The 14,673-nt window shown below is 61.2% G+C and carries 14 protein-coding genes; 4 read left to right on the top strand and 10 right to left on the bottom strand.

Features of this window, described 5'->3' with window-relative positions; translation table 11 throughout:
- Nucleotides 1–51 precede the first annotated feature (51 nt).
- Nucleotides 52–3,522, top strand: a complete 3,471-nt coding sequence (locus V9L13_RS01070) for a NahK/ErcS family hybrid sensor histidine kinase/response regulator (RefSeq protein ID WP_338801209.1) — start codon at nucleotides 52–54, stop codon at nucleotides 3,520–3,522.
- A 142-nt stretch (nucleotides 3,523–3,664) separates the two neighbouring features.
- Here the strand turns inward: V9L13_RS01070 and rmuC are convergent, their stop codons facing one another.
- The gene (gene rmuC, locus V9L13_RS01065) at nucleotides 3,665–5,029 is read right to left on the bottom strand and encodes a DNA recombination protein RmuC (protein WP_338802815.1); all 1,365 of its coding nucleotides are present in this window, start codon (nucleotides 5,027–5,029) and stop codon (nucleotides 3,665–3,667) included.
- A gap of 169 nt (nucleotides 5,030–5,198) precedes the next feature.
- Nucleotides 5,199–5,522: a hypothetical protein gene (locus V9L13_RS01060; protein WP_080593230.1), complete on the bottom strand. Its 324-nt coding sequence runs from the start codon at nucleotides 5,520–5,522 to the stop codon at nucleotides 5,199–5,201.
- Nucleotides 5,523–6,542: 1,020 nt separating this feature from the next.
- Here V9L13_RS01060 and V9L13_RS01055 point away from each other — a divergent pair.
- The 3 genes from V9L13_RS01055 to V9L13_RS01045 all read left to right on the top strand — a co-directional run bounded on the left by V9L13_RS01055 (nucleotide 6,543) and on the right by V9L13_RS01045 (nucleotide 8,942).
- Entirely contained in the window at nucleotides 6,543–6,767 is a 225-nt protein-coding gene (locus V9L13_RS01055; protein ID WP_003223079.1) for a hypothetical protein, read from the top strand.
- Nucleotides 6,768–7,041: 274 nt separating this feature from the next.
- Nucleotides 7,042–7,524: a hypothetical protein gene (locus V9L13_RS01050; RefSeq protein WP_338801208.1), complete on the top strand. Its 483-nt coding sequence runs from the start codon at nucleotides 7,042–7,044 to the stop codon at nucleotides 7,522–7,524.
- Nucleotides 7,525–7,670: 146 nt separating this feature from the next.
- The gene (locus V9L13_RS01045; protein WP_338801207.1) at nucleotides 7,671–8,942 is read left to right on the top strand and encodes an outer membrane protein transport protein; all 1,272 of its coding nucleotides are present in this window, start codon (nucleotides 7,671–7,673) and stop codon (nucleotides 8,940–8,942) included.
- A gap of 202 nt (nucleotides 8,943–9,144) precedes the next feature.
- Here the strand turns inward: V9L13_RS01045 and V9L13_RS01040 are convergent, their stop codons facing one another.
- From V9L13_RS01040 to cobU, 8 genes are all read right to left on the bottom strand, one after another.
- Nucleotides 9,145–9,702 (bottom strand): glutathione peroxidase, encoded by a 558-nt coding sequence (locus V9L13_RS01040; protein WP_338801206.1) that lies wholly within the window; start codon nucleotides 9,700–9,702, stop codon nucleotides 9,145–9,147.
- A 53-nt stretch (nucleotides 9,703–9,755) separates the two neighbouring features.
- Complete coding sequence (locus V9L13_RS01035) at nucleotides 9,756–9,881, bottom strand: hypothetical protein (RefSeq protein WP_256616859.1); 126 nt, start codon at nucleotides 9,879–9,881, stop codon at nucleotides 9,756–9,758.
- Nucleotides 9,878–11,086 carry an MFS transporter gene (locus tag V9L13_RS01030; RefSeq protein ID WP_166495517.1) on the bottom strand — a complete coding sequence of 403 codons (1,209 nt, stop codon included), beginning with the start codon at nucleotides 11,084–11,086 and terminating at the stop codon, nucleotides 9,878–9,880. Before V9L13_RS01030 ends, V9L13_RS01035 begins: the two co-directional genes overlap by 4 nt.
- 53 nt (nucleotides 11,087–11,139) lie before the next feature.
- Entirely contained in the window at nucleotides 11,140–11,544 is a 405-nt protein-coding gene (locus tag V9L13_RS01025) for a MarR family transcriptional regulator (RefSeq protein WP_007950413.1), read from the bottom strand.
- Between the two features lie 174 nt (nucleotides 11,545–11,718).
- On the bottom strand, nucleotides 11,719–12,450 hold the full coding sequence (locus tag V9L13_RS01020; protein ID WP_338801205.1) for an adenosylcobinamide-GDP ribazoletransferase: 732 nt from the start codon (nucleotides 12,448–12,450) through the stop codon (nucleotides 11,719–11,721).
- 1 nt (nucleotide 12,451) lies between these two features.
- Complete coding sequence (gene cobC / locus V9L13_RS01015; protein WP_338801204.1) at nucleotides 12,452–13,027, bottom strand: alpha-ribazole phosphatase family protein; 576 nt, start codon at nucleotides 13,025–13,027, stop codon at nucleotides 12,452–12,454.
- A complete protein-coding gene (cobT, locus tag V9L13_RS01010; protein WP_338801203.1) occupies nucleotides 13,024–14,079 on the bottom strand; it encodes a nicotinate-nucleotide--dimethylbenzimidazole phosphoribosyltransferase in 1,056 nt (351 codons plus the stop codon). The genes cobC and cobT overlap by 4 nt, the downstream gene beginning before the upstream one ends.
- Nucleotides 14,076–14,597 (bottom strand): bifunctional adenosylcobinamide kinase/adenosylcobinamide-phosphate guanylyltransferase, encoded by a 522-nt coding sequence (gene cobU, locus V9L13_RS01005; protein ID WP_338801202.1) that lies wholly within the window; start codon nucleotides 14,595–14,597, stop codon nucleotides 14,076–14,078. Before cobU ends, cobT begins: the two co-directional genes overlap by 4 nt.
- Between the last annotated feature and the right edge of the window lie 76 nt (nucleotides 14,598–14,673).

Genomic DNA, 14,673 nt, shown 5'->3' with positions numbered 1-14,673 from the left:
GACTGTCCGCCCGGGCAGGACTGCCGGGGAGTCTTCTGTCGGGAGTGTTGCATGTCGTTGTCCACCGGGCTGATCGCCGCCGTCGCCCTCGCCTATATGGCCATCATGTTCGCCATCGCCTTCTACGGCGACCGTCGCAGCACGCCGTTGCCGCCGCGGATGCGCGCGTGGGTGTACAGCCTGTCGCTGGCGGTTTATTGCACCAGCTGGACGTTCTTCGGCGCGGTCGGACAGGCGGCCGAACAGCTGTGGTCATTCCTGCCGATCTACCTCGGGCCGATCCTGTTGTTGCTGGGCGCACCGTGGGTTCTGCAGAAAATGGTGATGATCAGCAAACAGGAGAACATCACCTCGATTGCCGACTTCATCGCCGCGCGCTACGGCAAATCGCAATCGCTGGCGGTGGTGGTGGCGTTGATCTGCCTGGTTGGCGTCCTGCCCTATATCGCTTTGCAACTCAAAGGCATCGTGCTCGGTGTGAACCTGCTGATCGGCGCCGGTGCCGACGCCATGGGCACCCGCGCCCAGGACACCGCACTGATCGTGTCGCTGGTGCTGGCGCTGTTCACCATCGTCTTCGGTACGCGCAACCTCGACGCCACCGAGCACCACCGCGGCATGGTGCTGGCGATTGCGTTTGAATCGCTGGTCAAGCTGTTCGCCTTTCTCGCCGTCGGCGCGTTCGTGACCTACGGGCTGTACGACGGTTTTGACGACCTGTTCAATCAGGCGATGCTCGCGCCGCGCCTCGAGGAGTACTGGAAGGAAACGATTAACTGGCCGTCGATGGTGGTGCAAACCGGGGTGGCGATGATGGCGATCATCTGCCTGCCGCGGCAGTTTCACGTCACAGTGGTGGAGAACATCGACCCGCAGGACCTGCGTCTGGCCAAGTGGGTGTTCCCGGCCTATCTGGCGCTGGCCGCGCTGTTCGTGGTGCCGATCGCCCTCGCCGGGCAGATGATGCTGCCGAGTCACGTGCTTCCGGATTCGTTCGTGATCAGCCTGCCGCTGGCTCAGGCCCATCCGGCCCTGGCGTTGCTGGCGTTCATCGGCGGTGCGTCGGCGGCCACCGGCATGGTGATCGTAGCCAGCGTGGCGCTGTCGACCATGGTCTCCAACGACATGCTGTTGCCGTGGCTACTGCGGCGTAATAACGCCGAGCGCCCGTTCGAGGTGTTCCGCCAGTGGATGCTCTCGGTACGCCGGGTGAGCATCGTGTTGATTCTGCTGCTGGCCTACGTCAGCTACCGCTTGCTCGGCTCCACCGCGAGCCTGGCGACCATCGGCCAGATCGCCTTCGCCGCTGTCACCCAACTGGCCCCGGCGATGCTCGGCGCGCTGTACTGGAAACAGGCCAACCGCCGTGGGGTGTTCGCCGGTCTCGCGGCGGGCACGTTCCTCTGGTTTTACACATTGATCCTGCCGATTGCCGCCCACAGCCTCGGCTGGTCGCTGAGCACTTTTCCCGGTCTGGCGTGGCTGCACAGCAACCCGCTGAACCTGCCGATCACCCCGCTGACGCAAGGCGTGGTGCTGTCGCTGGCGGGCAACTTCACGTTGTTCGCCTGGGTCTCGGTGCTGTCGCGCACGCGGGTTTCGGAGCACTGGCAGGCCGGGCGCTTTATCGGTCAGGAAATCAGCGCGCGGCCGAGTGCGCGTTCGATGCTGGCGGTGCAGATCGATGATTTGCTGCAACTGGCGGCGCGCTTTGTCGGCGAAGAACGTGCGCGGCAGAGCTTCATTCGTTTTGCCTACCGCCAGGGCAAAGGCTTCAATCCGAACCAGAACGCCGATGGCGAATGGATCGCCCACACCGAACGCTTGCTGGCCGGCGTGCTCGGTGCTTCTTCGACGCGCGCCGTAGTAAAAGCCGCCATCGAAGGTCGGGAAATGCAGCTGGAGGACGTCGTCCGTATCGCTGACGAAGCCTCGGAAGTCCTGCAGTTCAACCGCGCGCTGCTGCAAGGCGCGATCGAGAACATCACCCAAGGCATCAGCGTGGTCGACCAGTCGCTGAAACTGGTGGCCTGGAACCGCCGCTATCTGGAGCTGTTCAACTACCCGGACGGCTTGATCAGCGTCGGCCGGCCGATTGCCGACATCATTCGCTACAACGCCGAACGTGGCTTGTGCGGCCCCGGCGAGGCGGAAGTCCACGTCGCCCGACGCCTGCACTGGATGCGTCAGGGCCGCGCGCACACTTCCGAACGTTTGTTCCCCAACGGCCGGGTGATCGAGCTGATCGGCAACCCGATGCCTGGTGGCGGTTTCGTCATGAGTTTCACTGACATTACCGCGTTCCGCGAAGCCGAGCAGGCGCTGACCGAGGCCAACGAAGGCCTGGAACAACGGGTCAGCGAGCGCACGCAGGAGCTGTCGCAACTCAACGTCGCACTGACCGAAGCCAAGGGCCATGCCGAGGCGGCGAACCAGTCGAAAACCCGCTTCCTCGCCGCTGTCAGCCATGACCTGATGCAGCCGTTGAACGCCGCTCGCTTGTTCTCTGCCGCCCTCTCCCATCAGGACGACGGCTTGAGCAGCGAGGCGCAGAAACTGGTGCAACACCTCGACAGTTCGCTGCGTTCGGCAGAAGACCTGATCAGCGACCTGCTGGATATTTCCCGCCTGGAGAATGGCAAGATCAACCCCGATCCCAAGCCGTTCGCGCTCAATGAGTTGTTCGATACGCTCGGCGCCGAATTCAAGGCGCTGGCGCAGGAACAAGGCCTGAAGTTCCGTGTGCGCGGCAGCCACTTGCGCATCGACAGCGACATCAAGCTGCTGCGACGGATTCTGCAGAACTTCCTCACCAACGCCTTCCGCTATGCCAAGGGCCCGGTGCTGCTGGGCGTGCGTCGGCGTGATGGCGAGCTGTGTCTGGAAGTGTGGGATCGCGGGCCGGGAATTCCGGAAGACAAACAACAAGTGATTTTCGAGGAATTCAAACGCCTCGACAGCCATCAGACCCGCGCCGAAAAAGGCCTGGGTCTGGGCCTGGCGATTGCCGACGGTTTGTGTCGCGTGCTCGGCCACACCCTGCGCGTACGTTCGTGGCCGGGGCGCGGTAGTGTGTTCAGTGTCAGTGTGCCGCTGGCCCGGGCGCAATCGCTGCCACAGAAAACTGCGGTGGAGTTGAACGGCAAGCTGCTCAGCGGCGCGCAGGTGCTGTGCATCGACAATGAAGACAGCATTCTGATTGGCATGAACAGCCTGCTGACCCGTTGGGGCTGTCAGGTGTGGACGGCGCGCAATCGCGAGGAATGCGCGGCGTTGCTGAACGAGGGTGTGCGACCGCAACTGGCACTGGTCGACTATCACCTCGATCACGGCGATACCGGGACCGAGCTGATGGCGTGGCTACGCACCACGTTGGGCGAACCGGTACCGGGCGTGGTGATCAGCGCCGATGGCCGACCGGAGACGGTGGCGCAGGTGCATGCGGCGGGGCTGGATTATCTGGCGAAACCGGTGAAACCGGCGGCGTTGCGAGCGTTGTTAAGTCGGTATGTGCCGCTGTAACAATCCCCCCTGTGGCGAGGGAGCTTGCTCCCGCTCGACTGCGCAGCAGTCGCGAAACGGTGAATCAGGCCAATCGGGGATTCACACTCAAGGGGTGCTTCGCCCCCCAGCGGGAGCAAGCTCCCTCGCCACAGAATCGAGTTTATTCCGGGAGTTCGACCAGCCCATCGACATCGGTCATCGCCCGCTCCAGCAGATCCGCCGGCAGGCTCTTGCTGGCCCGCGCACCGAGCAATTTGAGCTGCTCACTGCGGCTGACCAGGTTGCCGCGCCCTTCCGTGAGTTTGTTGCGCGCCGAGCTGTAAGCCTTGTCCAGCTGTTGCAGGCGATTGCCGACTTCGTCCAGATCCTGAATGAACAGCACGAATTTGTCGTACAGCCAACCGGCTCGCTCGGCGATTTCCCGCGCGTTCTGGCTCTGCCGCTCCTGCTTCCACAGGCTGTCGATAACCCGTAACGTCGCCAGCAACGTGGTCGGGCTGACGATCACAATGTTGCGGTCGAACGCCTCCTGGAATAGCGTCGGCTCAGCTTGCAAAGCGGCGGAAAATGCCGCTTCGATCGGCACGAACAGCAAGACGAAATCGAGGCTGTGCAGACCTTCAAGACGTTTGTAGTCCTTACCTGCGAGGCCTTTGACATGGCTGCGCAGTGACAGCACGTGCTGCTTGATCGCGATCTGGCCGAGGGTGTCGTCTTCAGCGGCAACGTACTGCTGATACGCCGTGAGGCTGACCTTGGAGTCGACCACCACCTGCTTGTCGCCCGGCAGGTAAATGATCACGTCCGGCTGGAAGCGCTCGCCATCCGGCCCCTTGAGGTTGACCTGGGTCTGGTACTCGCGGCCCTTCTCCAGACCCGCGTGTTCGAGCACTCGCTCAAGAATCAGCTCACCCCAGTTGCCCTGGGTCTTCTGGCCTTTGAGGGCGCGGGTCAGGTTGGTCGCTTCGTCACTCAGGCGCAGGTTCAATTGCTGCAGACGCTCCAGCTCCTTGGCCAGCGAGAAGCGCTCGCGAGCCTCGGCCTGATAGCTCTCTTCCACGCGTTTTTCGAAGGACTGGATGCGCTCTTTCAGCGGATCGAGCAACTGGCCGAGGCGCTGCTGACTGGTCTCGGCAAAGCGCTGTTCACGCTCATCGAAGATCTTCCCGGCGAGTTCGGCGAACTGCGCGCGCAGCTCATCGCGCGAGCCTTGCAGGTCGTTGAGGCGTTGCTGATGGCTTTCCTGCTGCTCGCGCAATTCGGCGTTGAGCGACGCGGCCTGCGCGTCGAGGCGACGCAATTCGGCTTCTTTGTTGGCGCGCTCGATGTTCCAGGCGTGCGAAGCGTCACGGGCGTCATCACGTTCGATCTGCAGCAGCTCGACTTCGCGGCGCAGAGCCGCCAGCTCCGCCTGCTTGGCGGCATTGGCCTGGCCGAGGTCGACGATTTCATCGCGGCTGGCCTCCAACTGCGCGTTGAGCCCGTCCTGTGCCAGTTGTGCCATGGTCAGGCGCTCTTCGGCCAAGGCAACCTCGGCCTGCGCGCTGCTCGCCCGGCGCTGCAGTTGCCAGGCCAGCGCCAGCAGCGGCAATCCCGCGCCCGCCAGCCCCAGCAACACGCTGGTCAAGTCCATAGCCACTCCTGCCGATTCGATAAAGCCTGAAGGTTAACCAAGGCGCGGGACGTTGGACAGCTCAGTCTTCGAGCAGACCGAGTTCCTGTTGTGCACGACGGTCACCGGCGCGGGCTGCCTGACGCAACAGATCCTGACCGATGCGCCGATCCCGGGCATTGCCGCACTCGCGGCACATCAACTGACCGAGACGACTTTGCGCCGCAACCACGCCTTCGCGTGCCGGTTGCTTGAGCAGACGCCCCGCCAGATGCTTGGCATTGCGGCTATCGCCCAGACGCGGGCTGTCGAGCAGCCATTCGGCCACACGCACGGAAAATCGCTTGGGAGAGGTAACACGAGGGTGTTCGGAGGTAACAGAGCCTGATACTGAGCGAAACTTCATAAAACACTGTGGGACAGATCGGAGGGCGCGCCACTCTACTCTCTTTTTCGTACAGGTAAAGTCAAAAAAAACCCGGCACGCCCGTGCTAGAGCAAGCGCTAGGGACAATCCACAGAAGCTGTGGATAACTCAGTGGACAACCGCTCCCGAACTCGCGCAAAGCCTTGTGGAATGGGGCCCGCAGTCAAACTGACGATTTTTTCACCAACAAAAAAAGACGATATTTTTCATTGACTTAAACTTTTGATGCAGGCAGCTACCGGGGTCAGGATTGATATGACAGTGAGGTTACGGTCTGCGCAACTAATGTGCACAAGTACCTGTTACCCGGTTATATCGATGCGCTTTTTCGGGTCGTTTTGCTTCTCGGGCTGGGGATAAGCGGGTTGGTGATGGGGATGGCTGCACGCTTTTGTGGCGACCGGCGGTTGATCAGGGTGATCCCTTCGCGAGCAGGCTCGCTCCCACACTGGATGGTGTTTCCCATGTGGGAGCGAGCCTGCTCGCGAAGAAGCGGGACACCACCTCAATGCTTGGCGACTCACGAAATCTTTTTTACGACGGGGTTTGCATTGCCCAGGACGTTCCGTTACTATCCGCGGCGTTAGTACCAAGCTGAAAGTCAATTCCGGTCGAACACATCCCCACGGTCAACCTTCTTCCAAGAAGCCCTTCGCCGAAAAAAGCGGGAACGACCCCTCGATGGTTTCCAGGTAAATCTTGCGCCGACACTGCCTTTGAATGAATGCAAAGGGTGTTGCGAAGACCACTTACTCTGACCGAACCAGCCTGCAAATTGATCAGGATCTTCACCCCGGGCCCAGAACCTTTGCCCTTGATGTGTTGCCTGTCCTCCTAAGTACCTACCTGCCAGCCCAAGCGCGCCAACTTAATAGCGCTTCAAACTGGCTGCTTTGTTCCAGTCGGGTTCTTTGTTCGACCAACGGTGGTCGACATTACTGGAACGTTTTAACGTTGCACGGTTCTTATCCGTGTCATTTGTAGGAACACCTAATAACTATGTCTACTCAAATCCATACTCAGGATGCCATTCGCACCCTAACCAACGCTTTTGCCCCAATGAACTGCCTGATCATGGCCGCTCGCAAAGGCTGCTTCAGCTTCACCGTGGTCAATGAACACGGGATCGCTCGCCACAGCGAGCGTCTGTACCCCGATCAATACTCCAGCGCCGAACCGCTGCAGGCCGTGATCGATCGTACACGTCAGGCCCTGATTGCCTGAGAGCCGAAAAGGCTGCAAAAGCAAAAGCCCCGCACAAAATGCGGGGCTTTTTATTGCCCGATGTTTCGCTTTTAGCCCTCCGCGCCTAAGCACCATCGGATATAACGCTTTTGGCTCGCGGGTGGAAATATTTTAAAAACAGGCCTTTACGTCGCGAATATGACACTACACTTCAACTCAAGCGGCTTGATCCGCTTTCGGCGAGCCTGATTCGATCCACCGCTGCCAAGGCCCCTTCAGGTATCGCCGCCCAATTACAAGAATCGAGGGCATTATGGGTATCGCTGCCAGCGAACTGTGCCGCTATGTGATCCGTCCCACACTGATCTATCTGGGACGCCACTGCGCAACCGCCGAATCCCTGCTACTGGGGATCGCCGCCAGCCAATCCGCCCTCGGCTCCGCCCTGCATGACCGCCGTGGCCACGGCCTCTACCGGATTGCCGAGCATCGCCATCAGGCTCTCTGGGACCTTTACCTGGCACTCGATCCGGAACGCGCAAGCCTGGTTCGCGGCCTCGCCAGCCAACATGCTTTTTTGAGCGGCCCGCACCTCGAACTGACCGTCAACCTGCGTTACGCCACCGCCATTGCCTGGCTGCTGGTCGAAGAACAAAACACTCAGCTCCCCGACGCCGATGACCTGCTGGGCATGGCGCGAATCTGGCGCCAGACCTTCCAGCCCCAAGGCCGCCTGCGCGACTTTACTTACGCCTGGCACACCTGTGTTTCACCTGTGAATCAGGTCGCATGTTGACCCTGCAGTTTCCAAAGATCGGCCAACAGGTCAGGATTCTGGTCGGATTGTCCTACAAAACCGCTCTAACTCAGGCTATACGGACTATAGCGCTGGGACGAAAATGTTGGTAATTTTCGCCCCGGTGATCACCAGGAGTTCTAATAATGAAAAAAGTCATGCTCAAAACCACCCTTAGCCTCGCCGTTACCATGGCATCCACCCAGATCTTCGCAGCTGGCTTTGCCATCAACGAACACAGCATCAGCGGCATGGGCACTGGTTATGCCGGGCGATCTTCTTCTGCCGACGACGCAAGCACTGTTTACGGTAACCCTGCCGGCATGTCGCGCCTCACAAGCGAACAAGTCACTGGCGGCGTTGCATTCCTCGATGCCAAAACCGATATCAAAGACGCCAGCTCCAGCCCGAACGGCGGCAGCAACAAAGGCGACATGGTGCCCTTCACCTCCGTACCTATGGGCTTCTACGTCAAACCGATCGACGAGCATTGGGCATTCGGCCTCGGCGTGTACGTGCCGTTCGGCCTGATTACCGACTACGAAAAAGGCTTTGCCGGCCGTTACTTCGGCAGCAAGTCCGAAGTCCAGGTCATCACCTTCCAGCCGACTGTCAGCTACAAGTTCAACGACGTGGTTTCCATTGGTTTTGGTCCGACCATCAACCGCATCGACGGCACGCTGGAATCCAACCTGTCGATTACCCAGGCTGCGCCGGACGGCAAGGTCAAGATCAAGGGTGACGACACTGCGCTGGGCTACAACATCGGCGTACTGGTTCAGGCCACTGACACCACCCGTCTGGGTCTGACGTACCACTCGAAAGTCGACTACAAGCTCGAAGGCAACACCAAGGTCAACTACGGCGTGCTGGGCGCTATCGGTCTGGGTGCCGAGCAGAAGTACGACGCTTCGCTGAAGATCACCACGCCTGAATCTGTGGACTTCTCGGTTACTCAAGCGATCAACGACCGCTGGAACGTCTACGCCGGTTCCACCTGGACGCGCTGGAGCCAGCTGAAAAAGATCACCGTTGAAAACTCGGGCGTGCAGCCGCTGCTGGCCGGTCAGTTCGGCGAGATCACCGAAGAGCAGAACTGGCATGACTCCTGGGCATACGCCGTGGGTACTTCGTACCAGCTGAACAAGGAATGGGTACTGCGTACCGGTCTGACGTTTGACCAGTCGCCGACCAACAACGTCGACCGTTCGCCACGTATCCCTACTGGCGACCGGACCATTTTCAGCATCGGTGCCGGCTGGAGCCCAACCGAAGCGCTGACCATCGACGTGGCCTACTCGTACTTGAAGGAAGAAGCGATCAAAGTCCACAACGAAAACGATCGTGGCCAGACCTACGACGCCAAGTATGAAAACTCGGCAAACGGTTTCGGTGTCGGCGCGACCTATCGCTTCTGATGCTGTATGGCGAGGCTAACCCCTCGCCCATTGAAAAGCCCCGCTCTCTTTGCAGAAAGCGGGGCTTTTTTGCGCCTGTTCAAACACCACAGATCAAATGTGGGAGCGGGCTTGCTCGCGAATGGGGTCTGACATCCAGCACAAGTGCTGAATGATCCGCAGCCTGCGCGAACAAGCCCGCTCCCACAAAAAGCGTGTGTTATCAGTTGAGCGGTTTTGAGGCGATGGCCTTTTCAACTGCCGCAATAAACTCCGGATCATCGGGTTTGGTCAGGCTGGAGAAATTCGCGATCACCTTGCCCTGACGATCAATCACGTACTTGTAGAAATTCCACTTCGGCGCGCTGCTCTGCTCGGCCAGCACCTTGAACAGATGAGTAGCGTCGTCGCCACGGACTTTCTGCGGTTCGGTCATGGTGAAGGTCACGCCGTAATTGGCGTAGCAGACCTTGGCGGTTTCGGCGCTGTCCTTGGACTCCTGCTTGAAGTCGTTGGACGGTACGCCGAGCATTTCCAGGCCTTGCGCCTTGTAGTGCTGATTGAGCGCTTCGAGGCCCTCGAACTGTGGGGCGAAGCCACAGAAACTGGCGGTATTGACCACCACCAGCGGCTTGCCGGCGTAGCGCTGGCACAGGTCGACGGATTCCTTGGCGCGCAACTTGGGCAACGAGCCTTGCAGCGCCTCCGGACAGTCAGCCGCCTGGGCCAGTCCGGTCAACACCATCAACAACGCGGGTAAAGCACACCAGCGCATGAACATGTCGGGCATCCTTGATGCGGTTATCAGACATCGACGTTACTCGCCCTCCAAGCCTACAAGCAAGCGCCCATGCCCAACTGCATCAATGCCAGGCCGCCCTGATGCCAGCCCCACCACACCAGCGCCAGCAACAGCGCGCCGAGTGCGATGAAGGCGATTCGCGGCCAGGAACGCTTCATACGGCGCCGACAGCCGGTTGCAGACGCGCCACCGGACGCTCGCGCACCGGCCAGTTCAGCGCGGCGGCCAGCAGGCTCAAGAGAATCGCCACTTGCCAGATCAAGTCATAACTCCCGGTACGGTCATACACCACCCCACCCAGCCAGCCGCCGAGGAACGAGCCGAGCTGATGGAACAGGAACACGATACCGCCGAGCATGGACAGGTTACGCACGCCAAACAAGGTCGCGACCGTACCGTTGGTCAAAGGCACCGTCGACAGCCACAGGAAGCCCATGGCCATGCCGAACAGGTACGCCGAGGTCGTCGTCACCGGCAGCCAGAGGAACAGCACGATCACCACCGCCCGCAACAGGTACAACGCCGTCAGCAGACGCGGCTTGGACATGCGCCCGCCGAGCCATCCAGCGGTGTAAGTGCCAAAGATATTGAACAGTCCGATCAGCGCCAGCACCGTAGTGCCAACCGTGGCGGGCAGATGCTGATCAACCAGATAGGCCGGCAAATGCACGCCAATGAATACCACCTGAAAACCGCAGACGAAAAAGCCGAACGCCAACAACCAGAAACCCGAGTGCGAGCAGGCCTCACGTAACGCTTCGGACAGGGTTTGCTCGTGGCCCAGCACCGGCAACGGCTTGTCCTTGAGCATGCTCACCAGCGGCACGATCAGCGCCACCAGCAGGCCAAGCACCAGCAGCGCCGCCGACCAGCCGAGCCAGCCGATCAAACCCAGCGTGCCCGGCAACATCGCAAACTGGCCGAACGAACCGGCAGCACTGGCGATGCCCATGCCCATGCTGCGTTTTTCCGGCGGCACGGCACGCCCAACCACACCGAGAATCACCGAGAACGAGGTGCCAGACAGGCCGATACCGATCAACAGACCGGCACTCAGCGACAGGGTCAGCGCCGAATCGGACAAACCCATGCACACCAGACCCACGGCATACAGCACGCCGCCGACCAACACCACTTTCGCCGCACCGAAACGGTCAGCCAGCGCGCCCGTGAACGGCTGCGCCAGGCCCCAGATCAGGTTCTGCAGGGCGATGGCGAAGGCGAACACTTCGCGCCCCCAGCCGAACTGCGCACTCATCGGCGACAGGAACAGACCGAAGCCGTGCCGCACGCCCAACGACAACGCCAGAATCAGCGCACTTCCCAGCAACACCCAACCGCACGTACGCCACATCGATGTCATTGTTATTCTCCGTTCGCGGGTATATACCCGCTTAAAACCGGAAAAACCGGCCTTCAGGCCAGTTCGTCCAACAGTCGCAGCAAGGTTTCACGCTTCTCGGCGCCCAGCCGATCGATCAATCGCTGTTGCGCCGCTTCCCAGGCCGGCAGGGCCGCCGCAAGGCGCTGTGCACCGGTTTCGGTGAGCCGGACGATGCGATTACGCATGTCCTCGCCCTCGGCCAGCGCCACCAACCCTTCACCTTCGAGCACCCGCAGATTGCGCCCCAGGGTGCTGCGATCCAGGCCCATGGCTTCGGCCAGTTCCGAGATGCTCGGTTGATCCAGACGCTGCAGGTTGCACAGCAAAGAATACTGGGCAACGTTGATCCCGAAGCCGTCGAGAGCGCCGTCGTAATGCCTGCTGACGCCACGAGCGGCGCGACGCAGGTTGGTGCACAAACACTGAGAAGGAAGCATGATGCGTGTATATACCCGCGACTGTGTTAAATCAAGTTACACATGAGTTTATCAATAAGCTTTGTGCCGTCTGACACACCGCCTTCGCGAGCAAGCCCGCTCCCACAGGGGAATGCATTGCAAATGTGGGAGCGGGCTTGCTCGCGAAGAGGCCGGTACTGTCATAGAAATATCTCAGACCAACACCACTCCAACCAACACCGCCATTTCCAGCAATTCCAGCAACGCCCCCGCCGTATCGCCCGTAGTCCCGCCCAACCGCCGCATCATCACCTGCCGCAGCCAGACAAACCCAACGAACGCGACAACCAGCGCAACAATCGCTGTCACCCCGGCAATCAGCAAGCAGGCCAGCGCACTCGCCACTAGCACCCACCAACCGGCCCGGCGCGGCACATGATCAGCCAACGCCTGCCCCAACCCACCCGCCCGCACATATGGCGTGGTCAGAAACAGCCCCAGCAACGCCGCACGTCCCAGCAACGGCACGATGAGCAACATCAGCGCATGCCCTTGCTCGATCAGCGCCAGCAACGCGCAGAACTTCAGCAGCAATACCAACACCAGCGTCACCACGGCAATCGGCCCGCTGCGCGGATCTTTCATGATCGTCAGCGTGCGCTCGCGATCACCGAAGCCACCGAGCCAGGCATCGGCGCTGTCAGCCAGACCATCGAGGTGCAGCGCCCCGCTGAGCAGCACCCACACCGTCAGCAACAGCGCCGCATGCAGCAGCAACGGCGCGCCGCTCAATGCCAGGTTCAACACCCAGAGGATCACCCCGAACAGCAGCCCCACCAGCGGATAAAACAGCAGCGAACGCCCGAGCTGTTCCGGCTGCGGCATCCCTGGCAGACGAATCGGCAAGCTGCTGAGAAATTGCAGAGCGATCCACAGTGGCAGCATCTCAGTGACCTTCCTTCAGCACGCCATCGGCTTCGACGCTGAGCGCGAACAGCGCAGCATGCGCGACTTCGACATTGAGCAACTGCTCTCGCGGCAAACCACGCGCCTGCGCCAGCAGCAGGCGCATCACGCCGCCATGACTGATCAACAACACGCGCTCGCCGGTATAGGCCTGATGCAAACGCGCCACCGCGCCGAGCACGCGAGCCGCAAAATCACTGACAGGTTCGCCCTGCGGCGGCGTGAAGGCATATGGATCGGCCCAGAACAGCCCCAGCGCCTCGGCATCAGTCTCCATCAACGCCGCTGCGCTCTGCCCTTCCCAGGCACCGAAATGCAATTCCTGCAGATCCTTGTCCAAATGAACCGGCAGATTCAATTGCTCGCCCAGCTCGGCAGCAAACCGCGCACACCGCTGCAGCGGCGAACTGACCAGCCGGTCCCACGGCCCACCCGCCACCACGGCGGCACGCATCTGTGCCCAGCCTTTTTCAGTCAGCGCATCATCGAGGCTGCCGCGCAAACCGCCGCCCAGTTCAGTCTCACCGTGGCGCAGCAGGTCCAGACGCAACGTCATGCCGGACGATCCGCCACCGCGGCTTCGGCGAACGTCGCCATTTGCCCGTGCAGGTCGCAGGCCAGACGCAACAGCGGCACAGCCAACGCCGCCCCACTGCCCTCGCCCAGACGCAAGCCAAGCTCCAGCAGCGGTTCAGCGTTGAGGGTTTCCAGCACGTGGCGATGGCCCGGCTCGGCGCCACGGTGGCCGAACAGCAGCCACTCGCGGCAGGCCGGATTCAGCCGCACCGCCACCAGCGCAGCGACCGTGCAGATAAAGCCGTCGACCAGCACCGCGACGCCTTCCTGCGCACAGGCCAGATACGCGCCGACCAGTGCGGCGATTTCAAAACCGCCGAGGTTGAACAGGGTTTGCAGCGCATCGCCACGTTGCGCCGAGTGCAGCGCCAGTGCGCGCTCGATCACTTGCGCTTTATGGCTGACGCCCTCGGCATTCAACCCGGTGCCGGGACCGGTCAAGTGCACCACCGGACAATCGAGCAAGGCACAGGCCAGCGCACTGGCGGCGGTGGTGTTGCCGATGCCCATTTCGCCGCCAATGAACAACTGTGCGCCAGCAGCTTTGGCCCGCAGCACGCTGTCACGACCGGCCTGCAACGCGAGTTCGCCCTGTGCCTGGGTCATCGCCGCGCCTTTGGCGAAATTCGCTGTGCCCGGGCCGATATTCAGATGCAGTACGCCCGGCAGATTCAACGACGGTGTCACCGTGCCCAGATCGACCACTTCCAGACGCGCATCGAGCTGCCGCGCCAACACGCTGATTGCCGCACCGCCGCTGACGAAGTTGAGCAACATCTGCCCGGTGACTTCCTGCGGGAACGCCGAAACACCTTCCGCGACCACGCCATGATCGCCGGCAAAAATTGCGATCCACACCTGTTCAATCGTCGGTTTGATCTGCCCCTGCAATCCGGCCAGTTGCACCGCCACGGTTTCGAGGCGACCGAGGGAGCCGGCCGGTTTGGTCAGTTGCTGTTGGCGCGCCGCCGCCTGTTCAACGATCTCCGCATTCACGGATTGGCACGGGTTCAACCACCACGCTTGGGTCATAACGCAGGTCCTTTCAGGGTCAGGGGCAGGCCGGCGACGGTCAGGACGACTCGCTGACAACGCTCGGCCAGAGCTTGATGCAGCCAACCGGCTTCATCGACGTAGCGGCGAGTCAATTCGCCCAGCGGCACGACACCCATTCCGGTCTCGTTGCTGACAAAAATGATTTCTCCCGGCAATGACGCCAGGCAGTCCAGCAGGGCTTCGCGCTCGGCAGCGAGACGCGCGGCGTCATCGAGCATCAGCAGATTGGTCAGCCACAGCGTCAGGCAATCCACCAGCAGGCAACGCTCGGCGCTGGCGTTTTCACGCAGGACACGGGCCAGTTGCAGCGGCTCTTCGATCAGCGTCCACTCCACAGGACGCCGCGCGCGGTGATGGGCGACGCGTTCATTCATCTCGCCGTCCAGCGGCTGGCTGGTGGCGATGTAAGTGACCGCCAGGTGGCTGGCGCTGGCGAGTTTTTCCGCCAGGCGACTTTTGCCGGAGCGGGCGCCGCCGAGGATCAGTTGGAGCATGGGGACATCCTGAAAATTATGTGTTGAGGCAATCGCCCTCTTCGCGGGCAAGCCCGCTCCCACAGTGACCGCAGTG

The sequence above is a fragment of the Pseudomonas sp. RSB 5.4 genome (genome assembly GCF_037126175.1).
Classification (GTDB): Bacteria; Pseudomonadota; Gammaproteobacteria; order Pseudomonadales; family Pseudomonadaceae; genus Aquipseudomonas; species Aquipseudomonas fluorescens_H.
This window is presented reverse-complemented; position numbering and strand designations above follow the sequence as displayed.